This is a genomic window from Actinosynnema sp. NPDC049800, assembly GCF_040656635.1.
In the GTDB taxonomy this organism is placed as follows: Bacteria; Actinomycetota; Actinomycetes; order Mycobacteriales; family Pseudonocardiaceae; genus Actinosynnema.
In genome coordinates this window covers 400,310-422,220 of record NZ_JBFAMT010000001.1, presented here as the reverse complement: position 1 = coordinate 422,220, position 21,911 = coordinate 400,310, and the positions used below count along the sequence as shown (strand labels likewise).

Genomic DNA, 21,911 nt, shown 5'->3' with positions numbered 1-21,911 from the left:
GGGAGGTTCGGGCACGCTGGCGTCATGGGGATCAAGCGCGCAGGTGTCGTGGTCGGGGTGGTGGCGGCGCTCGTCGCCGGGTCGGTGTCCGGTGCTCGCGCGAGCGCGGACTCGCCGGTGCGGGAGGCGTTGGCGCAGGTGGTGGCGGCGGGCGTGCCCGGTTCGTACGCGGCCGTCGTGGACGGCGCGGTGGCCTGGCGCGGTTCGGCCGGCGTCGGCGACCTGCGCACGGGGCGGGCGCCCGACCCGCGCGGCCGGTTCCGGGTCGCGAGCGTGACCAAGTCGTTCGTGGCCACGGTGGTGCTGCAGCTCGTCGGCGAGGGGCGGCTCGGGCTGGACGACCCGATCGCCGACCACCTGCCCGGCCTGCTGCCGTACCCCGAGCCGATCACCGTCCGCCAGCTGCTCGGGCACACCAGCGGCGTGCCGCGCGACATCGCGCACTGGCAGACGATCGAAGAGGTGGACACGAAGCGGTGGGAGAGCTTCGAGCCGACCGAGCTGGTGCGGCTCGCGACCGACGGCGTGCCGCTGCTGTTCGCGCCCGGCACCGGCTTCTCCTACTCCAACACCGGCTACACGGTGCTCGGTCTGCTGGTCGAGCGGATCACGGGCCGTTCGCTGGCCGGTGAGCTGGAGCGGCGCGTCTTCCGGCCGCTGGGCCTGCGGGACACGTCGTTCCCGAGCTACCAGCCCTTCCTGCCGTTCCCGGCGGCGCACGGCTACGAGCAGATCTACGGCGAGCAGGCGCCGTTGACCGACGTGACGACCTACGTGTGGTCGCGGCTGTGGGCGTCCGGGAACGTGGTCAGCTCCGCGGACGACCTGAACCGGTTCTTCGGCGCGCTGCTGGGCGGGCGCCTGCTGCCGGCCGACCTGCTGGCGCAGATGCGCGACGCGCGGCCGGGCGCGCTCGAACCGTTCGGGTACGGCCTCGGCCTGATGCACCTGTCCAGCCCGTGCGGCGGGGAGGACTGGTGGGGCCACGGCGGTGACGTGCCCGGCTACAACACGTGGAGCCTGCACACGGCCGACCTGGGCCGCCAGGCGTCGGTCGGGATGAACCAGGACATCACCGCCCCGGTCGCGGCGCGGCAGAACGTGCTGCTGACCGTGGCGACGGCGCTGTGCGACGAGGTGCCGGTGACCGTGGCGGCGGGCACGGAGCTCCCGTACCTGGGTCCGGCGTTGCCGTAGCGGCGGCGTCCGTGGGCGGCACGAACGGCTGAAGGTCCGGGTCGGCGATTGCCGCTGCCGGTGGGCCGGCCGAAGAATGCGGCATGGATCGCGCTCAGTCCTGGGTCGCCCGACTGGAGACGGCCGCCTTGCTGGTCACGATCGGGTCGGTGCTGCTCGCGGCGTTCAGCCTGTTCGCCTGGGTCAGGTACGACGTGCACGTGCTGCCCGCGGTGCTCAGGGGCGTGGACTTCGCGACCGTCGCGTTCAGCGTGTTCATGTCCGTCTCGGTGCTCGCGCCGTGGGTGGTGGTGAGCTGGACGACCCCGCGCTTCGCCGAACGCCCGGACGCCGGCCGCACCCGGCTGGTGTGGCCGGCGCTCGGCGCCCTGGCGGTCGTCGTCCTCGCCTTCCCGCTGTACGTCGGCGTCGGTGTGGTGGTCTTGTGGACCGTCTACGTCGTGGGCCGGGTGGCCGGGGCCGTGCTGCCGCTGCCCTCGCCCGTCCGCCAGGCGTGCCGCCGCCTCTACCGCGGTTCGGGTGCGGCGGTGGTGGTGCTGGCGGTGCTGGCCGCGCCGAACTACGGCACCCCGTCGTGGGTGCCGCTGGAGCGGGTCGAAACCCGGGACGGGCGGCACGTGGGCTGGGTGCTCGAATCCGGTGATCACGACCTGTCCCTGTTGGAGGAGGGCAGCCGGAACGCGGTGGTGCTGCGACAGGACGTCATCACCAAGCGGACGTTCTGCGACAAGGGCGGAGACGGCCGCACACGGCCGGCCGACGCGCTGTCCCTCCTCGGTTGGCAGCTGGTCGACGACGTGCCCGACATCCGGCACGGACGGCCCGACTGCTACGCGGGAACGGCGTCGGCCACGCCCGTCTCGCCATCGGTCGCTCCCGCCTCACGCGGTCTGCCGGTCGGCGGGCTCGTGCTCCCGGCGGGGCGCTGACGCGCCGGTGGGGCCGGACTCACACCCGACCCCACCGGCACACCCGGTCCCGCCGGCGCGCACCCCAGTCGCGCCGGTGCAACGGGACCCGCCCGTGCGCCTCAGTTCCCCCGGTGCGGCCCGGCGCCGCTGACACCCTGGCCCCACCCGCATCCCCGGGCTGTGCCCGCGTACCCGTGCCCCCGCCCGGCGGCGCGCACACTCCGCCCGCCCGAGGGCGGCCCGCCCCACCGAGCGCGGAGTCGTTTGCTAGACCCGGTCCCGCTTCCACTCCTGCGCCTGCCAGGCCGGGTCGAGCGGGGTGTGCGCGATGTGGTTGGTGTAGTTGGACAACGTCTTCATCCCGACGCCGAGGATCACGTCCAGCACCTGACGCCGGGTGTGGCCCGCGGCCAGGAACTCCTCGACGTCCTGGTCGCCCACCCAACCCCGGTCGGTGACGATCCGCTCCGTGAGCCTGCGGACGGCCTCCAAGGCGTTGTCCGACACCGGCTTGCCGGCGCGCAGGGCCTGCACGGTCCCCTCGTCCACACCGGACTTGAGCGCGATCGTGGAGTGCGCGGCCACGCAGTACTCGCAGCCGTTCAGGACGCTGGTGGTGATCCACACGACGTGCTTCGCCGGCCCGGACAGCGAGGACTTGCCGAACTGCTCGGCCAGGGCGTTGTAGCCGGCCAGCAGCTCCGGCGACTCCGCCATCACGCCGTTGAGCGTGCTGACGAAACCCAGGCGGCGCTTGCCCGCCTCCAGGTGGGCGCGGGCTTCCTCGGGCGCGGTGGTCTCGTCGTGAACGGTGAACTGCACCATGTCAGCGGATCTCCTCGGATCGGTTCGCCAGTGAGTCGAGCACGGCCGTGACGGTGTCGCCCAGCGCTTCCGGGGTCGCGCCCGCGCGCGAGCGCACGTTCACCCCGTAGGCCAGCAGCGCGAGGACGTCGGCCGACGTTTCGGGCACCACGCCGGGCCGCAGCGCGCCGGCGGCCCGCGCGCGTTCCAGCGCCGCGCACATCGCCGCCCGCAACCGGTCGTGGTGTTCGTGCAGGACCGCCTGGACGTCCGGGTCGTCGTGCTCCGCGCCGGCGTGCGCGTTGGTGACCATGCAGCCCCACCGGGCGTGCTCGCCGGCGCAGCGGGCCCCGATCAGCCCGCGGAAGAAGTCCGCGATCGCCGGCAGCCCCCGCTCGTCCTCGGCGAGCCGCTGGAAGACCGGCCCCGAACGGCGCTCGGCGTAGCGGCGCAACGCGGCGACGTAGAGCTCCCGCTTGCCGCCGAACGTCGCGTACAGGCTGGACCGGTTGACGCCGGTCGCCGACACGATGTCCTGCACGCCGGTCGTCGAGACGCCCCGTCGCCAGAAGAGCTCCTCCGCCGAGTCGAGCACCGCCTCGGGGTCGAAGTGCTTCACGTCCGGCATGTCCGCCTCGCCATCTTGGAATGATCGTTCCAAGTTAACCCGCGCCGGACCCGGCCGCAACGGCTCGCTTCGGCATCACGACGACGTCCGGCCCTTGTGGCGCTGGTAGTAGCGGGCGACGCGGGCGCGGTTGCCGCAACGCGCCGGCGAGCACCAGCGCCGACGCGGGTGCGCGGGCAGGAAGACCATCACGCAGTCGTCGGCCTCGCACTTCCTGAGGGTGCCGATCGCCGGGTCGGTGAGCAGGTCGGCGGCGGCCTCGGCCAGGCGGGCGGCCAGTCGGACGCCGAGCCGGCCCGCGCGCCGGGGTGTCGCGGTGACGGCGGCGCCGTCCCAGTCCAGTTCGCGCACGGCCGGCGCCGCGCGTGCCGCCTCGGTCAGGCCGCGCAGGGCGGCCTTCGGCGGCCGGTTCCCGTGCCGCAGCGCGTGGACGGCGGCATCGACGTGCTCCCGCACCGCGCGCACCGCGGCCAGGTCGGCCGCCGTGGGCGTGGCGCCACCCGCTTCCGCCTGGAGCGCGGGTTCCAGGGCCAGCCACGCGGCCAGCCGCTCGGGGGTGTCGAGCAGGTCGGCGCGACCGTCCTCGGTCGCCGGGCGGGTGTTGACGAGGTCGATGGCCAGGTGCTCGCCGGTGAGCGGGCCGGTGTCACTCATGGTGCTAATGCTATCAAGCCCGCTTGACCCATTAGGTCACTCCCGGCTATACCTAACGCATCATCACGCCAAGGAGGCATGTGACATGCTCGCTCGGGTCGCCCACCGCCACGTCGACGTGGACGGGGTCGAGGTCTTCTACCGGGAGTCGCTGCCGGACCGCGCCGACGCGCCGGTCCTCCTGCTGCTGCACGGTTTCCCGTCCGCTTCGCACCAGTTCCGCCGGCTCATCGACGCGCTCGGCACGCGTTACCGGCTCATCGCGCCCGACTACCCCGGCTTCGGCCACACCCGAGCGCCCGACGGGTTCACCTACTCGTTCGACCGGCTCGCCGAGGTCGTCGAGGGCTTCGTCGACCGCCTGGGACTGACCCGCTTCGCGCTGTACCTGTTCGACTTCGGCGCGCCGGTCGGCTTCCGGCTCGCGCTGCGCCACCCGGACCGGATCGCCGGGCTGGTCGTGCAGAACGGCAACGCCTACGCCGAGGGGTTGTCGGGGCCGGCGCGCGACTTCATCGCCGTCACGCCGGACTCGCCCGACGACGAGCGGACGATCATGGACCTGCTCACGCTCGACGCGACCCGCGGCCAGTACGAGGGCGGCACGGCCGATCCCGCCCTGGTCGCGCCGGAGGGGTGGCTGCTCGACCAGTTGTTCCTGGACCAGCCCGGCCGCAAGCAGGCGCAGCTCGCGCTGGCCTACGACTACCACCGCAACGTCGCGGCCTACCCGGACTGGCAGGCGTGGCTGCGCGAGCGCCGCCCGCCGACGCTGATCGTGTGGGGCGTGAACGACCCGTTCTTCACCGAGGCGGGCGCGCGGGCGTACCTGCGCGACGTGCCGGACGCCGCGCTCCACCTGCTCGACACGGGCCACTTCGCCTTGGAGGACCGGCTGCCCGAGATCGCCCCGCTGATCACCGACTTCCTCGATCGCACGATGGTGTGAAACCCGCCGGATTCTTCCGGCTCGGGTGTCGAGACGGGGGCTGCCCGTTCGTCGCTCGGGTATGACGAACACCATGACCGAGCCGACCACGACCCACAACCTCGACCGCTACGGGCACGCGGAGCTGCCGTGGAGCCGTCCGCGCGACGTCCTGGCCGCCGACACGCCGACGGCCGACCTCACGTTCTTCGTCGCCACCGTGCGGCCCGACGGACGGCCGCACACCGCGGGTGTCGGAGCCATCTGGGTGGACGACGCCCTGTACTTCGTCAGCGGACCGGGCACGCGCAAGTCGCGCAACCTGGCCGTGAACCCGGCGTGCAGCATCTCCGTGCGGCTGCGCGGCATCGACCTCGTGATGGAGGGCGAGGCACACCGCGTCACCGACACCGGAGTGCTGGAACGGATCGCGGCCGTCTACCGCGAGGGCGGCTGGCCGGCCACCGCGGAGGGCGACGCGTTCACCGCTCCGTACAACGCGCCGAGCGCCGGCCCCGCGCCCTGGCACCTGTACCGCCTCACCCTGCACAGCGCCGTCGGCGTGGCCGTCGTGGAACCGCACGGCGCCACCCGCTGGACCTTCGCGCACTGAGCTTTCACGGCGGCCTCGCCCGTTCGGGCGCGACCACGCCGAACGGGCGCAGCCGCGGTGCGCGCGGGAACCCGACGAGCAAGGTGGTCCAGCGAGCCGACAGGTTGCGTTCCGTCGCGGAATTGCGGCGTTACCTGTGTCACTTTGACCTTCGTGCGGTCGGACCGGCATCCTGGTGGCAGAGGGGAGTACCCACTCTGCCCGTGATCGTCATTACGGCCGCTCCGCAGCGGTCCGGTCACGGCGCCGCCGCGGTTGGCGGTCGGGGAGACCTCTGGTTCGGGAACTGAGCCGGAGGAGCACGCCATGCGCGCCACTGCCCGTCTAGCCGCCGCCGTCACCACGATCGCCGCCGTCACCGCGCTGACCGCCTGCGGCACGCTCCAGGAAGCCTCGCAGGCAGCCGGGGCCGTCGCCGACACCGCGGCCACGGTCCAGGTGTGCACGGAGGCGTTGGCGCAGGCCACCACCGCCTTCGACACCACCAGCCCGGAGCAGGCCGTCGAGCAGGCGCACTCCGCGGCGGACAGCCTCAGCGCGTTGGCCGCGAACGCCGCCGACACGACGGTCAACGAGGCCATCACCGCCATGGCCACGACGCTGCGCGCGGTGACGCTGGAAGACCTCGTCCTCCAGCCGGCCGCGTGGCTCGAGGACAAGGCCACCAAGGTCGCCAACCTCACCGCCGCGTGCACGTGACCGCGCGCGAGCACCCGGTCCGGACGTCGGCGGCGGTGAGATGACCGGACGACTGCGGTTCCGCGTCCTGGGTGACTCGCTGGCCGCCGGCGTGGGGTGCGGTCGGCCCGAGGAGACGTTGGGCGAGCGGTTGGCGGCGGTGCTCCGCTCGGCGGGGCACCGCGTCGACCTCGGCGTGCACGCGGTGTCCGGCGCGCGGTCTTCGGGGCTGGACGCGCAGGTGCGCGCGGCGGTGCGGACGGGCGTCGACGTCGCGCTGGTCGTGATCGGGGCGAACGACCTCACGTCGTTCACGCCGCCGGCGGTGGGCGCGGGACTGCTGCACGACGCCGTGCTCGGCCTGCGCCGCGCGGGCGCGCAGGTCGTGGTGGCGACGGCTCCGGACCTCGGTGTCGTCTCGCACGTCCCGCCCGCGTACCGAGCTTTCGTGTCACAGGCCAGCGGCCTCTACGCGCGTGCGCAGGCCGACGCGGTGGTCCGCGCCGGCGGCGTGGTGGCGGCGGCCGGGCCCGACCTGTCCGACCGGTTCGCCACCGACCCGACCCTGTTCTCCGCGGACCGCTTCCACCCCTCGCCCGCCGGTTACGCGCTCATCGCCGACGCGCTCGCGCCGTCCGTGGTGGCGGCGGCGGGCCTGCGGGTGAAGGAGATGTGAAAGCGCGAACGTGGTCGTTGACGCTTCTTCCGGGCCTGGTTAGCTTCGTTCTCGCTGCCGAGGGGGCGGTGCGACGGGGCCGGTGACGTGAGGTCGATTCGCTGCTCCTCCTGATTTCCGAAGTGTTCGGCGCGGTGCTGCACGGCATTTGGCGGCCACCGTTTCCGAATGCTTTCCGGGAATTGCGCGAAGGGGAGTGGGGTCGACCGGGACGTCGGTGTCCGTTGTCCCACCTGCGGGAGCGATGCGTGCCCGGACAGCGGGTGGCGGACCCTTCGAACGATCCCGGGGGACACGGACGATGGCGGACCCGAAGGTGCTCGAAGCGCAGCGCTGGGTGAACTCGACCTACGGCTCGGTGCCCGGCTACGAGCGATGTGCGGAAACCGGGGTGACCGGCTGGGCGGTCATGTTCTCCCTGACCCGCGCGCTCCAGCACGAACTCGGCATCACGGCGCTTTCCGACTCGTTCGGCCCGACCACGTTGGCGAAACTCGCCGAGCGGGGCGACGTCAGCCCCGGCTACACCAAGCCGAACATCGTGCGAATCGCGAAGTACGGCCTGTTCTGCAAGGGCTATTCGGCGGGCGACACGTCGAACGGCGGCTACGACAACGGCCTGTACGAGGCGGTGCGCGACCTCAAGAGCAACATCGGGTTCACCTCCGACGGCTACATCCAGCCCAAGATCTTCAAGGCGATCCTCAACATGGACGCCTACGTGCTGCTGTCCGGCGGGCGGGTCGAGGTGCGGGACGTCCAGCGCTGGCTCAACGCCACCTACATCACCAAGTCGACGTTCTTCGTCATCCCGTGCGACGGCCACTTCACGCGGGACGTGCAGATCGCCCTGATGCGGGCCATCCAGTACCAGATCGGCATCCCGGAGGACCAGGCCACCGGCCACTTCGGACCGGGCACCCAGAACGGCCTGCGCAACAACACCGTGCGGCCCGGTTCCCCGGTGGCCTGGGTGCGGCTGTTCAGCGCCGCGTGCGTGTTCAACGGCGGCGTCGGCGGCGTGTTCGCCGCGTTCACCTCCGGCTGGGACGCGGCGCTGGGCGACTTCGTGAACAGGTTCCAGGACTTCTCCGCCCTCACCCGCACCGGCATCGGCGACTACGCCACGTGGGCGCAGCTGCTGGTGTCGACCGGCGACCCGGACCGGCCCGCGAGCGCGAGCGACACCCGGTTCCACATCAGCGTCCCCCGGGCGCGGGCGCTGAAGGCGGCGGGCTACGAGGTGGTCGGCCGCTACCTGGACGAAGACCCGTGGAGCACGCTCGACAAGGAGATCCAGCCCGGCGAGCTGGACGCCATCTTCGCCGGTGGCTTGCGCGTGTTCCCCATCTCGCAGTACGCCGCCGACACCGTCGACGACTTCACCTGGTCCAACGGCTACGACCACGCGCTGCGCGCGCACGACCGGGCCGTCGGCTACGGCTTCAACCGGGGCACGGTGATCTACTTCGCGGTCGACTACGACGCCACCGGCGAGCAGATCGCGAGCCACGTCATCCCGTACTTCCAGGGCATCCAGGCCGGTCTGGGCACGCGCGGCAAGCGGTACGTCGCCGGTGTCTACGGTTCGCGCAACGTGTGCGCGCAGGTCAGCGACCAGGCGTTCGCGCGGTACTCGTTCGTGTCCGGCATGTCGTGGGGCTTCTCCGGCAACCTGGGCTTCCCGCTGCCCGCGAACTGGTCGTACAACCAGATCAAGGAGTTCGACTTCGACGCGGGCGGCGACGTCTTCGCGCTCGACCGCGACGTCCGCCGGGGCAACGACCCGGGCGTCGGCCCGGAGAACATCGGCGGGAGCGGCTCACCCGTGGACGACTACCTGCGGTACGTCGACGACCTGTACGCGACCGCGCTGGCCTACGGCGGCGACGCGAACCGGCGGGTCATGGAGTACCTGCGCTACCCGACCTACAACGGCGCCTGGTCCGGGTGGGAGACCTTGATCGGCGACGTCGACCAGGCGTGGATCGACTACGCGTCGACGCACGGCCCGGCGCGCGTCGAGTCCTATGTGGACCCTTCGCTCGGCATCACCGTCAACGTCGACCACTTCGGCGCCACCGCCAACGCGGTGTACCTCAAGGGGAACGGCGGACGCGGCGACTTCGGCGGCTGGGCGGGCGACCTGGCCACGTTCTACGGCGAGTGGCGGTCGCACGGCGAGGAGTACGCCTCGGGGTACGCGTTCTGCGCCGACCGCCTCGCCAAGATCAACGTGCTGTCGTCGTTCCCGCTCAACGACCTCGTGGAGGACGTCGACGGCTACCTGATCGGCAGCGCGGTGCGCGCCGGCGCCCGGATCGACCAGGCGATCCGGGCCCACCTCGTCGACGGGCACCGGACCAGGTTCCGGCAGTTCTACGCCGGCCGCTACGGGGGCACGGTGACCGGCGTGCGCGACGCCGCCTGGAACGCGCTGGGCGGCAGCACGGCGGACGCGCAGCTCGCCACCCTCACCGAAGCCGCGATCCGCCGGACCGGCGGCGTCTGCCTGCTGCCCTCGCAGCTGCCCTCGGCCAGGCTGGAGCCGTTCCTGCAAGGCTATGCGGAGACGATCGAGAGGATCGTCACACGGCTGAGGGCACGCCCGGGCGGCGTGCGGGGAGGGACCCGTGGGCGTACCGGGAACGGCTCGGCGCTGGGCGGTCGCCGCGTCGTGCGCGCCGCTCGCGGCGTTCCTGGTGTACGCCTGGGGTGCGATCCACCTGTACACGCCGGACATCAGGGAGACGTGCGAACTCGAGCACGGCGGGTGGGACCGTGCCCACGGGCAGGTGACCTACTTCCCGCTGTCCCGCCGGTGCAACGCCTACCAGGACCTGGTGCCCGCCTACGTCAACCCGACGGTGGTCGTGCTGCTCGTCGCGGCCGCGCTGTTCGCGGGCCTGGCCGTCGCCGCCCGCCGAAACCCCCGATCCCCCAAGGAGCAGTCGTGAACCAACCCTCCGAGGGCGTGAGCCTGCTCGGGCGTCGCCGGTTCCTCACGATCACCGGCGGCCTCGCGGTCGTCGCGTCGGTCGGCCTGACCGCGTCCGTGGCCTCCGCCGCGCCGCCCGTCGCCTCCGCCCCGCCCGCGCGCCCCGGCGACCTGGCCACTTACCCGGTCGAGGGCTCCAACGCGTCCGTGACGCTGCTGTCCGGGCCGTGCGCCGTGGTGCTGCTGCACGTCGCCCGGCGGTTCCACTACGAGGTCGGCACCCTGGGTGCGGACGACATCACCGGCTACGCCGAGCCGCCGGCCGGCACGCCGTACGCGGCGGACTACCGCTCCGGGACCGCCATCGCCATCCGGCCCGCCCGGTACCCGGCCGGCGCGACAGGCGGCCTGTTCCCGCACGAGGTGGCGGTCATCCGCGACATTCTGGCCGAGTGCGAGGGCGTCGTCCGGTGGGGCGGTGACTCCCGGAAGACGCCGAAGGAGGGCCACTTCCGGGTGGATGTGGGGCCGGGCGACCCGGCGCTCGCCCGGGTCGCGAAGAAGATCGGCGGCTGGGCGGAGGGGCCTGACCGCGGCGCCCCCGCCGACCCGTTCACGCCGGGACGACGCCAGGCGGCGGAGCGGTTGGCGGAACGGCAGATCGCCACCGGCTGACGGGCAGGTCGCCCACGGGAGCCGCCTCGACGCGGTCGGCCAGGACGGGAACGCGGTCCGCGCGGTGGGCGGGCCGGCGGTGGGCAGGCCGGCGGTGGGCGGGGCGCGGTGCTGGGGCGGGGCGCGGGGTTGGGGTAGGGCGGTTGGGGTGCTGGGCGCGGCTGGTTGGTCAGGCGGACGGGGGTCACCGGGTGGCCCGGGACCCCCGGCCGCGTCGGCTCAGAGCCGCGGGTAGGCGTTGGCGATCAGCTGGCGGAACTGGGCGGAGAACCAGTGGCCCGACAGCGGGGCGTTGGCCAGGGCGCCGGACATGTTGTTGCCGTTGCGCGCGTTGCCCGTGTACGTCGGGTCGCACATCCGGTCGAAGCCCTTGCCCTCGTTGTTCGGGATCTCCCGGCTCGCGCCGTCGGACTCGCCCGGCGGCTTGGCCCACACGTAGGCGTCGATGCCCGAGGCCGGGCTCGCCTTCGGCCGTTCGCCGATGCCGGCGCCGGACTGGTTGCACCAGTTGCCGAGGTGGATGCGCCGGTCGTACCGGCCACCGTCGACGTAGGCGTCCACGCTCGTCGTCGGGCCCTTCGCGGTCGGGCGCTGGGAACCGCCCCAGCCGTTGCGCGAGGTGTCGATCAGCATGCCGATGTTCGACGGGAACCCGGCGCTGATCAATTGCGTGCGGAACGCCTGGGCGAACGACAGCTCATCCACGTAGCGGTTCCAGTCCACCCACTTCGACTGGCGCACGGACGTGCCGTTCACGGTGTCGTTGATCGTGAAGTGGTCCTCTTTCAGCACCCCGTAGTTCGCCGTGTTCGCGATGAAACCGGTGACGTTGTTCACCGTGCTGCCCGACGCGCGGGCGGCCTGGGCGAACAGCGTCGCGGAGGCGCTGAAGTTGTCGTCCCACCCGATCCAGCCGTGGTGGGCGGCGTCGATGTAGTTGTAGACGTTGCCGATCGCGCCGAGCTTCGCCAGCGCGTACCCGACGCCGTTGACGTAGTTGCCGTTCTGCAGCATCCGGTCGCACATGGCGGTCGCGGTCGGGCGGCTGCCGACGTTCGTCACGAGGTTGGGCAGCGAGTCGATCTCGATGATCGTCACGATGCGCAGGTTCGCGTACTTCGACTCGCCCATGATCGCGGCGATCGGGTCGATGTACTCGGACTTGTAGCGCGGCAGGTCGTCCGGGCCCAGCTCGCCGTTGGACGCGAGCGCGGCGCAGTCGCGGCCGGGCAGGTTGTAGATGACGAACTGCACGACCATCGTGCGCCCGGCCGCCTGGCTCAGGGCGTTGTCCAGGTGCGCGCGCAGGCCGCGGGCGCCGGTCGTGCCGTTGATCGCGGCGATCCGGTCCATCCAGACGAACGTCGGCTGGTTGGCGATGGCCGACCCGCCGTCGGCCCGCGCCTTCGCGGACCAGTCCGGGTTCACGTACACCGACGCGCCGGCGTACGGGTTGTCCACGCGCGCCGCGGCGGTCACGTCCGCGGCGGCCGGGCCCGTTCCGAGCGCCATGGCCGCGGCGAACGCGAACGCCGCGGTCGCCGCGAACCCGCGACGTGCCCGCCGCCTGCCGGTCAGGCCTGGTGATGACTTCAGTGGCATCTTCGGCTCCCTGGTCGGATGATCGCAAACAGGTGGCGGCGAGATTTCCGGGAACGCTTCCAGAAATCGGACGTTAGCAGGGAACCCACTTGTCGTGAAGACCTTTTACGTTCAATGGATTATTGTTTCGGATATTCCAGATCACCCGGAAGCCCACGCCGGACGCACCCCTTCCCGTTATTCGACCGCATTCGACTTCGAATGCTTTCGAATGACCGGGGTCGTTGTGCGTCGGCGCTTTGACGCGACCCGCCGCGCCCGCGCCCGGCCACGCGCGGGACGCGTGAGGCGGTGTGAGGTTGCCTCGACTTCCGGTCAACGTTTCGCGGCGTCACCGGCATTTCAGGGGTGTGGACAGAGCGCGGAGCGGGTTGGCGGCGTTGTGCGTCGGCGCGGTGACGGCGATGGTCGTCACCGGTCTGGCCCAGGGCGAGGACGTCTCGCCGAGGGCCGGGGCCGAGGTGTTGTCGGTGGCGGTCACGGTCAGCGCGCCGGGCCCGACGACCGCGGCACCACCCGAGGTGGCGGTGTCGGTCGAGCCGACGCCAGAGCCCGCACCGACACCGGAGCCCGAACCGGAGCCGGTGAGCCTGGCCGGGTTCGCGCCGTCGGTGCGTCGCGGCGTCCTGGTGCACGACCTGCGCTCGGGCGCGGAGCTGTTCGCCGAACGCCCTGACGAGCCGTTCCCGACGGCGTCCGTGGTGAAGCTGCTGATCGCGCTCGACGCGCTGGACCGCGGCGCCGCGCCGGCCCGCGACGTGGCCCGGATGATCGCCACCAGCGACGACGACATCGCCAACCGCCTGTGGCGCCCGTCGATCCCGCGCCGCTGGGCGGAGGAGATCGGGCTGCCGGGCCTGTCGCCGCCGGCCGACCCGAACCAGTGGGGCGACACCCGGATGACCGCACGCGACGTCGTCGCCGTCTACCGGCACGTGCTGCACTCGCCGCACGCCGGGGTGATCGTGCCCGCGCTGGAGGGCGCGACGCCGACCGGCGCCGACGGCTTCGACCAGACCTTCGGCATCCCCGACGCCGTGGGCGCGCACCAGTGGGGCGTGAAGCAGGGCTGGGCGTGCTGCTACGACGGCCTGCGGGTGCTCAACACCACCGGCGTGGTCGACGGCCGCTACGTGGTCGCCGTGCTGACCGGGCACGACAGCGCCACCGGTTACCCGAGGGCCGCCGCGCTGGTCACCGACCTGGTCGCCGCCCTCACCCCGCTGTTCGCCGGGCCCTGACCGCGTCCGCTGCCGAGCCGGACCCGGGGCCGACCGTCGACAGGGCCACCGCGGTGACCCAGGGCAGGGCCAGCAGGAGGCTGCCGAGCAGGTCGGTGGGGTAGTGGACGCCCGTGTAGAGGCGTTGCGCGGCCACCGCCACCGGTATCGCCAGGGCGATCGCCACCACCGCCCACCGCCACCACTTCCGCGTGCCGCGCACGACCAGCACGGCCACCGACGTGCCGAGGACCACCGACGCGGCGACGTGACCGGACGGGAAGCTCGACGTGGGCGGCAGGTCGTCGGGCAGCTTGGCCGCCGGGCGGGCGCGGTCGACGATCGCGGTGGTGATCAGGAACAGCGTGACCTCACCCAGCATCCCCAACGCGACCAGCAGCACGGGCCGCCAGGAGCGCGTCGTGGCCAGCGCCAGCACGCAGGCGACCACCGCGGCCCCGATCACCGGCCACGTGCCGCTGAACGCCCCGACCCGGTCCATCGCCGCGTCCCAGCCGGGGACGCGGCGTTGCGCGATCCACTCGACGACGGCCCGGTCCCAGGCGGTCGGCACGTCCGGTCCGGCGGCGGTCAGCCACGAGCCGAGGGCGAACAACGCGCCGAGCAGCAGGCCCCAGACGACCAGCAGCCGCGCCGCGACCAGCCGGAAGTCGGACGGCACCCGCACCCGGCGCCCGGACACGGGCCGGAGGTCGTCCGCCGCTTCCGGCGCCAAACCCCGCGACAGCGGCACTTCCGGCAGTCCCTCCTCACGCCGCCACCGGCGGAACACCTCGGTGGTCAGGGCCAGCCACACCAGGCCGAGCAGCCAGCCGCCGAGCACGTCCGTGGCGTAGTGCACGCCGAGCGCGACCCTCGTGAAGCCGACCACCACCACGACCCCGACCACCAGCGGCGCCAACACCCGACGTGCCCGCCGAACGGAGGCGAACACCAGCAGCAGCACGCCGTACGTCACGGTGGCCCCGAGCGTGTGCCCGCTGGGGAAGCTCCAGCCCGCGGCGGTGGCCACCTCGACGTCCACCAGCGGGCGCAGCCGCTCGACCAGCTCCTTCACCACCACGCCGAGCAACCCGCCACCGAGCGCCGTGACGACCACGTGCGCCGCCACCCAGGGCCGCCGGCGCAGGAGCAGCCAAGCCACCGCCAACGCGGTCACCCCGGTGAGCGTCGCCGTGTCACCGAGCCGCGTCATCCCGCTCATCGCCGCGACGAGGCCTCCCGACCCGCCGACCCACCGCGTGAGCCCGTCCGAGATCGCCTGGTCGACCTCGCGCACGGGCGCCCACTCCGCCCACACGGACACCACGACCACCGCGAACGCGACACCGGCGGCGGCCGCGGCCACCCACGACACCGCGCTCCGCACCGCGAACCGCTCGACGACCACCACCTGCCGCGCCTCACGTGTCGTCATCACCAAGGTGGTGTGCCCAAATGGATCAACGGGCAATCCTCGGCGCGCGGTGGCGTCGTGCCGGCCGGACCGTTCACGCATTGCGGTGACGTCCGTTGCGGTGGCCCCGGGGCATTCGATAGGGCTGAGGGGTTGCCCACCACCGAAGGAGCCGCCGAGTGAACCCGGACCTGCTGCGCAACTACCTCGCCGAGCACCGCTTCGGACGCCGTGACGTGCTCAAGCTGGCCGGTGCCGCCGGCGCCGCCGGACTGGTCGGAGCTCCCGCCGGCGCCGCGCCCGCCGAGGCCGGCCGGCCGGACGACACGCCGTTCGACTACGCCGACCCGGCGAACCTGGCCGACTGGGCGCCGAGCCGGTACGGGCCCGACGACCAGCGCGGCGCGTTCAACGAGGTCACGCCGGCCAAGACCGCCGCCGCGCTCGGCCTGCTGCGCGCGCACCGCGAGGTCACCACCTACAACCTCGGCGAGCTGATGTGGAACGGCTTCCCGGCCTTCAGCACCGACCCGCGCCGCACCTACGAGCAGCGGCTCACGATCTGGGGATACCCGCCGCCACCGGGCTTCGCCGAGCAGGGCGGCGTCCTGGTCAAGCTGGAACCGCTGGGCGACAACAGGTTGAGCCTGCACGAGGAGCGGTTCGAGGCGGAGTTCTCGCCCAGGCACCCGAAACCGCTCGCCGCGACGCACCAGATCGGCAGCCAGCTCGACAACCTCAACCACATCGGCGCGTCCGACCTGTTCTACAACGGCCTGCGCGGGCCCGACATCGCCCGCGGCCACGGCACCGTCCGGCTCGGCGCCGAGCACATGGGCCCGGTGGTCACCAGGGGCGTGCTGCTGGACGTGCTCGGGGTGAAGCTCGCCCGCGACCGCGTCGAGGACCTGGCCGAACCCGCGAGCAACGGCCGGCCGCTGCTGCGCGAGAACTACCGCATCACCTTGGACGACATCCGGGACGCCATGGAGTTCGGCGGCGTCCGCCACCTGGAGCCCGGTGACGTGGTGCTGTTCCGCACCGGCTGGAACCAGTTGCTGGCCCGCCGCGACCCGGCCGACATCGCCCGCTGGGAGGGTTCGCGCGGGCTGCCCGGCATCTACCTGCGCGAGGCGCGCTGGCTGGCCCGTTCCCGCCCGGCGATCGTCGGCGGCGACACGTGGGCCCTGGAGGTGCTGGGCAACCCGGTCAACGACGACGGCACGGCGTTCCCCGTGCACCAGGAACTGATCATGCGCCACGGCATCCGCATCGGCGAGTCCTACGTCCTGGACCGGCTCGCCGCCGACCGCGTGCACGAGTTCGTCTTCATCGTGACACCGCAGTACGCCGAGGGCGCCACGGCGGGCAACACGCCACCCGCCGCGCTCGGGCACCCCCGGCGTCGCTGACCGGCTCGGCTAGCTGGGCACGGCGAACATGTGCGTCATCGCCGAGTTGTGCTGCGGCACGCCCGGACCCGCGGAGCCGGACTCGTCGGTCAGGCCGTTCGCCTGCCCCTGGATCGCGCCCGTGGGCCCGTCGACGTACTCCGCCCGCACGTAGGCGTAGATCCGGTCGCACCCCGGCTGGAGGGTGATCGTGGTGTACAGCGGCACCGCCTTGTGGTGGGTCTGCCGGGACACGCTCACGCTCGTCTGGGCGGCCGGTGCGGAAGCGCAGATGGCTTCGCCGTTCATCTGGTGGGCGTACAACGTGAAGCGCGCGCCGGACGTCGTGCTGGAGTGCTCGCACGCGGTGGGGTAGCAGGACATGTACTCCACGTCCGCGATCACCGCGACCTCCTCGTGGCCCGACCCGATGGTCCGGTCGAGGATCGGCGTGTAGACGGGTTTGGCCCCGACCACGGTGTTGCCGTTGGGCAGCGACGTCTGCATCGCCGACCCGTTCACGTCCTCCGCGACCTGCAGGGAGGCGAAGCGCAACGTGCCGCTGACCGTGAACGAGGACGTGGCCTCGGCCAGCGAGCTGGTCCGCACGTAGAGGGTGCACGTCAGCGTGCCGGTCGAGGTGGCGGAGACCAGGAACCGGTTGATGATCGTGATGTCGCCGCGGCCCGGGTTGGCGTTGGCGGCCGGGTCGAGGTTCTCGCCGAGGACGACGTTGCCGCCGCCCGCGCCGGCGCAGCGCACCTCGTTGTCGACCAGGTTGACGTGCGCGGAGTTGTAGGCGCGCAGGGTCGAGTAGACGTAGGCGGTCTGCCCGGCCGTCATGGACGCCTCGATCCGGCCCATCGCCTGCACCTTGTGCATCTTCTTGCTCGCGGCCGGCACGTCGGTGATCGCCACCGGCCCGAAGGTGGTGGACGTGGCCGCGCCGGCCGGTGTCGTGACCCCCACGAGCGCGGCGGCGGTGACCGCGCCGATCGCCGCGAGGCGTTTCCACGTGCGTGCGGAACTCATCAGGCTCCCCTCATCACGGCCGAAGCCGTCCCCAGTGCTGCCGTCGGGCCAGGCTAGCCCGCCGCACCGCGCCCGGAGGCGGCGTTGAGGAGCATCGTCCGGCCGGCGCGGACCGGGGTCCCGGTCGAGGCGGCGTTGGCGCCCGGTTCGTCGGGCTGACCATCCGTGACGGCGTGCTGACTTACCGTGAGTCGATAGGTACCGATTGACATTCGATAGGTAGCGCGCGAAACTCCATGCATGCTTACGACGCATCGAGCGGTAGTCGCGCTCCGGGTGTTCCTCGTGTTGATGTTCGGCGTCCTGGTCCTGTTCCAGGTCATGTCGCTGCCCGGCCAGTTCCGGAGCATGGCCGAGGAGTCGCCGGACCTCGCGTACCTGAGGTGGCCGCTGACCGCGGTGTCGGTGTTCTGGGTGCTGTGCGTCCAGGTGGTCATCGTGTCCATCTGGAAGCTGCTCACCCTGGTGCAGAAGGACCGCATCTTCAGCGAGGCGTCGTTGAGGTGGGTGGACGCGATCGTGTGGGCGATCGCCGCCGCGTGGGTCGTGTTCCAGTGCTTCTTCCTCTACGTCGGCTTCAACGCCGACGACCCCGGCGGCCCGCTCGTGCTGTTCCTGATGTCGATCGGCATCACCGTGGTGGGGCTGCTGGTGGTGGTGATGCGCGCGCTGCTGCGGCAGGCCACCACGCTGCGGTCCGACATGGAGCAGGTCATCTGATGGCGATCATCGTGCGCATCGACGTCGAGCTGGCCAAGCGCAAGATGAGCGTCGGTGAGTTCGCCGAGCGGATCGGGCTCACGCCGTCGAACGTGGCCGTGCTGAAGAACGGCCGGGCGAAGGCGGTGCGGTTCAGCACACTGGAGGCCATGTGCCGGGTGCTGGAGTGCCAGCCGGGCGACCTGCTCGAGTGGGTCGACGACGACGAGGACGGCGTCCTCGTCGCGCCGGCTGGGGACGAGGACGACCGGTGATCGAGGTGCGCGGGCTGACCCGGCGTTACGGCGACGTGCTCGCCGTCGACGACCTGAGCTTCACCGTCGAGCCCGGCAAGGTGACCGGGTTCCTCGGCTCGAACGGCGCGGGCAAGTCCACCACGATGCGGGTCGTGCTCGGCCTCGACCGGGCGACCACGGGCACGGTGCTGGTGAACGGGCGGCCGTACGCGTCGTTCGCCGAACCGCTCCGGGAGGTCGGCGCGCTGCTCGACCCCGGCGCGGCGCACCCCGGCCGCACCGGGCGCGGTCACCTGCGCGTGGCCGCCCGGTCGAACGGGATCCCGCGACGCCGGGTGGAGGAGGTGATCGAGCGGGTGGGGCTCGGCCGCGCGGCACGTCGGCGGATCAAGGGCTACTCGCTCGGGATGCGGCAACGACTGGGCATCGCGACCGCGCTCATCGGCGACCCCGGCGTGCTGGTGTTCGACGAGCCGATCAACGGGCTCGACCTCGACGGCGTCCGGTGGATCCGCGGCCTGCTGCGCCAACTCGCCGACGAGGGCCGCACCGTGCTGATCTCCAGCCACCTGCTCGGCGAGATGGAGCAGATCGCCGACCGGCTGGTCGTCATCGGCCGCGGCCGGCTCATCGCCGACGCCACGACCGAGCAGATCCTCCAGCGGGCTCGGGCACGTCCAGGTGCGCGTGCGCAGCCCCGAACCGGACCACCTGCTCGCCGGGCTCCGCGAGCACGGGTTCGACGTGGAGCGGGTCGACGGACGCGAGCTGCGCGTCGACGGCGGCACGGCCGAGGAGGTGGGCGCGCTCGCCCACTCGCTGAACGTCCCGCTGCACCACCTGTCCGAGGTGCGCCAGTCGCTCGAGGACGCGTACCTGGAACTGACCGACAGCAGCGTCGAGCACCACGGCCGCGAGCCCGTGCTCACGACGGAGGAGGCACGGTGACGGCCCTGGCTCACGACGTCCGCATCGGACGCGTGTTCGCCCGCGCGTGCGCCGCGGAGTGGACGCGGTTGTGGACGGTGAGGGCGACGTGGTGGTTCCTGGCCGCGGCGGCCGTGACGATGGTGGGCATCGCGACCATCGCGGGCCTGGAGGCGGCCTCGAACCCGATCCGCCGCAGGGCGGGTCGGCGTGGGCGGCGGCGGCCGTCACCGGTCTGCCGGGTCAGTTCGCGCTGCTCGCGCTCGCCCTCACCGCGGTGACGTCCGACTACGCGACGGGCGGGATCGTGCCGAGCCTGCAGTGGACGCCGCGTCGTGCGGTCCTGTTCCTGTCGCGGGCGACCGTGGCGGTGGGTGCGGCCACCGGCGTCGGCGTGCTGCTGGCGTCCGCCGCGACCCTCGCGTCCTTCCTCGCCGTACGGCCGCTGCTCACCCTCGGCGGCGGCTGGGACGTGCTGCCCGACGTCGCTTTCGTGTTCGCGGCCGGGTCGGCGTTCGCGCTGGGTCTCGGTTTCCTGCTCCGCCACACGGCGGGCGTGCTCGTCACCGTGTTCCTGCTGATGCTCGTGCTGCCGCTGATGCTGCCGAACTTCGGCTACGAGTGGATGTCCGCGCTCGCCGACCTCCTGCCCGGTTCGGGCGCGGCGTTCCTGCTGATCGGCGAGGTGCCGGGGATGACGCGCACGTCCTCATTCGTCACGATGCTCTGTTGGGCCGCGGGCGCCCTGCTGCTCGGCTGGCTGCGCCTGTCCCGCGACGACGCCAACCGCTGATCGACGCAACCGCTCATCGACGCGGGCGGGACCCGTTGGGGGGTTGGAAAACGCGGTGACGTCGTCTGGTGAAAGCGGGGGAACCTGCGGCGCGATTCGATTAGCATCCGCGAGTGCAGATCTCCGTCCACGTCCCGTACGACGAGCAGCGCCTGCGTCGCGCGCTCAAGTTCGTGGTGCGCCCGCAGACCAAGAAGTTGCGCGTCCTGGGCATGATCATGGTGCCGGCCGGCGGACTGATGTGGCTCACCGGCAGCGACTGGCCGTTCCCGGTGCTGTTGATCGTCCTTGGCCTGGCGTACGCCTTCTTGTTGGAGCCGTTCATGGTGCGGCAGAGCCTGCGCGCCCTGAACCCCTCCGCCCGGCAGGACTACGAGCTGACCCTGGACGAAGCCGGCTTCGCCATGAAGGCGGAGTCGTACGAGCAGCGGCTGGCGTGGTCGACGATCCAGCGCGTCGACGAACAGCCCGACGCGTGGTTCCTCGTGATCGCCAAGAACCAGGCCCTGCCGGTCTACAAGGACCTGATGACCGAGGAGCAGCGCGTGCTGTTCGCCGACATCCTCGCCCGACGCGCGGCCGCCTGAGCCGGGCCGGACCCGCCGGGATGGACCCGCCGGGATGGCCCGCCGCCGGCTGCGGCGGGCCACCCGGACCGGTGTCACGACGTGGCGTTCTCCGACGGCAGGTAGTCGGCGTCCGTGCGGGCGCCCGTCAGCAGGGCGTACGCGTGGGCCACCGACACCATCGTCATGTGGTGGTGCCAGCCCTGGTAGCTGCGGCCCTCGAAGTCGTGCAGGCCGTAGGGGTCGCGCGCCGCGTTCGCGTCCGCCCGGTCCTTCCGGGCGATCAGGTCGAACAGCTCCGGCACCGCCCGGTCCACCAGGTTGGTGATCCAGTACCGCGTCGGCGCGGTGCTGCCGATCGGGCGCTCGGCGACCAGCCGCACCGGCGACCCCTGACGCCTCTCGGTGTCGACCAGCCGCGCCGACGCCGCGCGGACCTGGACGCGGCCCGCGCCGTGCCCGGTCAACTGCGGCCAGACCCGGTGGGCCGACGGGTGCTCCCGCCAGCCGCGCAGGACCTCCGACGGGCTCAGCGCCCGCCGGCCGACCCGCTGGTCCGCCTGCCTGGTCCCCGGCACCGCGCGCAGGTGCGGCTCCGCCAGCAGGCGCTCGTCGCCCTTGACGCCGATCACGTACCCCAGTCCGCGATCGGTCAGGTCGTCGAGCAGACGTGATGCCGTGGGCATGTCCGTGGCGTCGAACACCACCGGCGCGGCCGGCACGCGCAGGGCGATCAGCTCGTCGAGCATCCCCAGCATGTGCCCGCGCGCGCAGATACCTCCCTCGTGGTCCGGGATCCTCGTGCGACGACGCCGCTCCGCGTCCTCGGTCCACCGCCTCGACAGCAGCAGCCGCCAGTTGACCGGCACGGCGGTCTCCTCGACGTCCAGTTGCAGGCTCATCCCCAGTTGACAGTTGACCAGGCGACCCGCGTGACGCACGAACCGGCGCTCGACCCCCACCGAGTGGTCGCCGCGTTTGTGGATCACCGCGTGCCCGACCAACCAAGCCCGCACCGGCAACCGCTCCACGAGGTACAGCGCCAGCGCGTCGCGCACCGGCTGCCAGTCCCACGGGCTCTGGTTGACGAACTGCTGCAGCGACTGGACGGCCGATCCGCCGCCCGCCAGCTCGGCGATCTTGCTGATGGACTTGCGCCCGACCGCGTTGACGAGGCCCGACAGGTAGATCTCAGCCCAACGCCGCTGGTCCGCACGCGGCATGGACTGGAACATCCGGTGCGCGAACGCACGCGCACCGCCAGCTAAATGCGTCTGCAACTCCACCAGAAACTCCCCCAAGTGG

Annotated in this window: 21 protein-coding genes and 1 pseudogene; 15 read left to right on the top strand and 7 right to left on the bottom strand. The window is 72.3% G+C overall.

Annotation, left to right across the window (positions count from 1 at the left end; translation table 11 throughout):
• The first annotated feature begins 24 nt into the window (after positions 1-24).
• Both AB0I91_RS01985 and AB0I91_RS01980 read left to right on the top strand, forming a co-directional pair.
• Positions 25-1,197 carry a serine hydrolase domain-containing protein gene (locus AB0I91_RS01985; protein ID WP_499617933.1) on the top strand — a complete coding sequence of 391 codons (1,173 nt, stop codon included), beginning with the start codon at positions 25-27 and terminating at the stop codon, positions 1,195-1,197.
• Between the two features lie 83 nt (positions 1,198-1,280).
• A complete protein-coding gene (locus AB0I91_RS01980; RefSeq protein WP_499634734.1) occupies positions 1,281-2,126 on the top strand; it encodes a hypothetical protein in 846 nt (281 codons plus the stop codon).
• 249 nt (positions 2,127-2,375) lie between these two features.
• On the opposite strand, the gene AB0I91_RS01975 is transcribed toward AB0I91_RS01980, so the two are convergent.
• The 3 genes from AB0I91_RS01975 to AB0I91_RS01965 form a co-directional block, all read right to left on the bottom strand.
• Positions 2,376-2,933 (bottom strand): carboxymuconolactone decarboxylase family protein, encoded by a 558-nt coding sequence (locus AB0I91_RS01975; RefSeq protein WP_498785087.1) that lies wholly within the window; start codon positions 2,931-2,933, stop codon positions 2,376-2,378.
• Position 2,934: 1 nt separating this feature from the next.
• Positions 2,935-3,540 carry a TetR/AcrR family transcriptional regulator gene (locus AB0I91_RS01970; protein WP_499617932.1) on the bottom strand — a complete coding sequence of 202 codons (606 nt, stop codon included), beginning with the start codon at positions 3,538-3,540 and terminating at the stop codon, positions 2,935-2,937.
• 75 nt (positions 3,541-3,615) lie between these two features.
• Positions 3,616-4,194 (bottom strand): CGNR zinc finger domain-containing protein, encoded by a 579-nt coding sequence (locus tag AB0I91_RS01965; RefSeq protein ID WP_498785092.1) that lies wholly within the window; start codon positions 4,192-4,194, stop codon positions 3,616-3,618.
• A gap of 85 nt (positions 4,195-4,279) precedes the next feature.
• On the opposite strand from AB0I91_RS01965, the gene AB0I91_RS01960 reads away from it, so the two are divergent.
• The 5 genes from AB0I91_RS01960 (at position 4,280) to AB0I91_RS01940 (ending at position 10,702) form a co-directional block, all read left to right on the top strand.
• Positions 4,280-5,143, top strand: coding sequence for an alpha/beta fold hydrolase (locus AB0I91_RS01960; protein WP_499634731.1), 864 nt, complete (start codon positions 4,280-4,282; stop codon positions 5,141-5,143).
• Positions 5,144-5,216: 73 nt separating this feature from the next.
• Positions 5,217-5,735, top strand: a complete 519-nt coding sequence (locus AB0I91_RS01955) for a pyridoxamine 5'-phosphate oxidase family protein (protein ID WP_498785096.1) — start codon at positions 5,217-5,219, stop codon at positions 5,733-5,735.
• 306 nt (positions 5,736-6,041) lie between these two features.
• Positions 6,042-6,434, top strand: coding sequence for a bacteriophage spanin2 family protein (locus tag AB0I91_RS01950; RefSeq protein WP_498785098.1), 393 nt, complete (start codon positions 6,042-6,044; stop codon positions 6,432-6,434).
• Between the two features lie 40 nt (positions 6,435-6,474).
• Entirely contained in the window at positions 6,475-7,089 is a 615-nt protein-coding gene (locus tag AB0I91_RS01945) for an SGNH/GDSL hydrolase family protein (RefSeq protein ID WP_498785100.1), read from the top strand.
• Positions 7,090-7,390: 301 nt separating this feature from the next.
• Positions 7,391-10,702, top strand: a complete 3,312-nt coding sequence (locus tag AB0I91_RS01940; protein WP_499634725.1) for a glycoside hydrolase domain-containing protein — start codon at positions 7,391-7,393, stop codon at positions 10,700-10,702.
• A 219-nt stretch (positions 10,703-10,921) separates the two neighbouring features.
• Here the strand turns inward: AB0I91_RS01940 and AB0I91_RS01935 are convergent, their stop codons facing one another.
• Complete coding sequence (locus tag AB0I91_RS01935; RefSeq protein ID WP_498785105.1) at positions 10,922-12,304, bottom strand: glycoside hydrolase family 6 protein; 1,383 nt, start codon at positions 12,302-12,304, stop codon at positions 10,922-10,924.
• Positions 12,305-12,654: 350 nt separating this feature from the next.
• Here AB0I91_RS01935 and AB0I91_RS01930 point away from each other — a divergent pair, with 350 nt between their 5' ends.
• On the top strand, positions 12,655-13,545 hold the full coding sequence (locus AB0I91_RS01930) for a serine hydrolase (protein ID WP_498785107.1): 891 nt from the start codon (positions 12,655-12,657) through the stop codon (positions 13,543-13,545).
• Here the strand turns inward: AB0I91_RS01930 and AB0I91_RS01925 are convergent.
• Positions 13,520-14,962: a phosphatase PAP2 family protein gene (locus AB0I91_RS01925; protein ID WP_499634723.1), complete on the bottom strand. Its 1,443-nt coding sequence runs from the start codon at positions 14,960-14,962 to the stop codon at positions 13,520-13,522. The genes AB0I91_RS01930 and AB0I91_RS01925 overlap by 26 nt on opposite strands.
• Positions 14,963-15,120: 158 nt before the next feature.
• Between AB0I91_RS01925 and AB0I91_RS01920 the strand changes: the two genes are divergently transcribed.
• Positions 15,121-16,353: a cyclase family protein gene (locus AB0I91_RS01920; protein ID WP_499634720.1), complete on the top strand. Its 1,233-nt coding sequence runs from the start codon at positions 15,121-15,123 to the stop codon at positions 16,351-16,353.
• A gap of 9 nt (positions 16,354-16,362) precedes the next feature.
• Here AB0I91_RS01920 and AB0I91_RS01915 read toward each other — a convergent pair whose 3' ends face one another.
• Positions 16,363-17,364: a hypothetical protein gene (locus tag AB0I91_RS01915; protein ID WP_498785113.1), complete on the bottom strand. Its 1,002-nt coding sequence runs from the start codon at positions 17,362-17,364 to the stop codon at positions 16,363-16,365.
• A gap of 240 nt (positions 17,365-17,604) precedes the next feature.
• Between AB0I91_RS01915 and AB0I91_RS01910 the strand changes: the two genes are divergently transcribed.
• From AB0I91_RS01910 to AB0I91_RS01885, 6 genes and pseudogenes are all read left to right on the top strand, one after another.
• A complete protein-coding gene (locus tag AB0I91_RS01910; protein ID WP_498785115.1) occupies positions 17,605-18,084 on the top strand; it encodes a DUF2975 domain-containing protein in 480 nt (159 codons plus the stop codon).
• The gene (locus tag AB0I91_RS01905) at positions 18,084-18,338 is read left to right on the top strand and encodes a helix-turn-helix domain-containing protein (protein ID WP_498785117.1); all 255 of its coding nucleotides are present in this window, start codon (positions 18,084-18,086) and stop codon (positions 18,336-18,338) included. The genes AB0I91_RS01910 and AB0I91_RS01905 overlap by 1 nt, the downstream gene beginning before the upstream one ends.
• Positions 18,335-19,268, top strand: a pseudogene (locus AB0I91_RS01900) (ABC transporter ATP-binding protein). Before AB0I91_RS01905 ends, AB0I91_RS01900 begins: the two are co-directional and overlap by 4 nt.
• On the top strand, positions 19,265-19,528 hold the full coding sequence (locus AB0I91_RS01895; protein WP_499634717.1) for a hypothetical protein: 264 nt from the start codon (positions 19,265-19,267) through the stop codon (positions 19,526-19,528). The pseudogene AB0I91_RS01900 and the gene AB0I91_RS01895 overlap by 4 nt, the downstream one beginning before the upstream one ends.
• A complete protein-coding gene (locus AB0I91_RS01890) occupies positions 19,525-20,040 on the top strand; it encodes a hypothetical protein (RefSeq protein ID WP_499634714.1) in 516 nt (171 codons plus the stop codon). Before AB0I91_RS01895 ends, AB0I91_RS01890 begins: the two co-directional genes overlap by 4 nt.
• Before the next feature lie 113 nt (positions 20,041-20,153).
• Positions 20,154-20,627 carry a YcxB family protein gene (locus AB0I91_RS01885; RefSeq protein ID WP_498785123.1) on the top strand — a complete coding sequence of 158 codons (474 nt, stop codon included), beginning with the start codon at positions 20,154-20,156 and terminating at the stop codon, positions 20,625-20,627.
• Positions 20,628-20,701: 74 nt separating this feature from the next.
• Here AB0I91_RS01885 and AB0I91_RS01880 read toward each other — a convergent pair whose 3' ends face one another.
• Positions 20,702-21,892 carry an IS701 family transposase gene (locus AB0I91_RS01880; RefSeq protein ID WP_498785125.1) on the bottom strand — a complete coding sequence of 397 codons (1,191 nt, stop codon included), beginning with the start codon at positions 21,890-21,892 and terminating at the stop codon, positions 20,702-20,704.
• Positions 21,893-21,911 lie beyond the last annotated feature (19 nt).

Coding starts and splice junctions, on each gene's coding strand:
- AB0I91_RS01945 (WP_498785100.1), top strand. CDS start 6,475: ATGACCGGACGACTGCGGTTCCGCGTCCTGGGTGACTCGCTGGCCGCC.
- AB0I91_RS01940 (WP_499634725.1), top strand. CDS start 7,391: ATGGCGGACCCGAAGGTGCTCGAAGCGCAGCGCTGGGTGAACTCGACC.
- AB0I91_RS01910 (WP_498785115.1), top strand. CDS start 17,605: ATGCTTACGACGCATCGAGCGGTAGTCGCGCTCCGGGTGTTCCTCGTG.
- AB0I91_RS01905 (WP_498785117.1), top strand. CDS start 18,084: ATGGCGATCATCGTGCGCATCGACGTCGAGCTGGCCAAGCGCAAGATG.
- AB0I91_RS01925 (WP_499634723.1), bottom strand. CDS start 14,962: ATGACGACACGTGAGGCGCGGCAGGTGGTGGTCGTCGAGCGGTTCGCG.
- AB0I91_RS01915 (WP_498785113.1), bottom strand. CDS start 17,364: ATGAGTTCCGCACGCACGTGGAAACGCCTCGCGGCGATCGGCGCGGTC.
- AB0I91_RS01985 (WP_499617933.1), top strand. CDS start 25: ATGGGGATCAAGCGCGCAGGTGTCGTGGTCGGGGTGGTGGCGGCGCTC.
- AB0I91_RS01955 (WP_498785096.1), top strand. CDS start 5,217: ATGACCGAGCCGACCACGACCCACAACCTCGACCGCTACGGGCACGCG.
- AB0I91_RS01980 (WP_499634734.1), top strand. CDS start 1,281: ATGGATCGCGCTCAGTCCTGGGTCGCCCGACTGGAGACGGCCGCCTTG.
- AB0I91_RS01975 (WP_498785087.1), bottom strand. CDS start 2,933: ATGGTGCAGTTCACCGTTCACGACGAGACCACCGCGCCCGAGGAAGCC.
- AB0I91_RS01935 (WP_498785105.1), bottom strand. CDS start 12,304: ATGCCACTGAAGTCATCACCAGGCCTGACCGGCAGGCGGCGGGCACGT.
- AB0I91_RS01950 (WP_498785098.1), top strand. CDS start 6,042: ATGCGCGCCACTGCCCGTCTAGCCGCCGCCGTCACCACGATCGCCGCC.
- AB0I91_RS01970 (WP_499617932.1), bottom strand. CDS start 3,540: ATGCCGGACGTGAAGCACTTCGACCCCGAGGCGGTGCTCGACTCGGCG.
- AB0I91_RS01960 (WP_499634731.1), top strand. CDS start 4,280: ATGCTCGCTCGGGTCGCCCACCGCCACGTCGACGTGGACGGGGTCGAG.
- AB0I91_RS01965 (WP_498785092.1), bottom strand. CDS start 4,194: ATGAGTGACACCGGCCCGCTCACCGGCGAGCACCTGGCCATCGACCTC.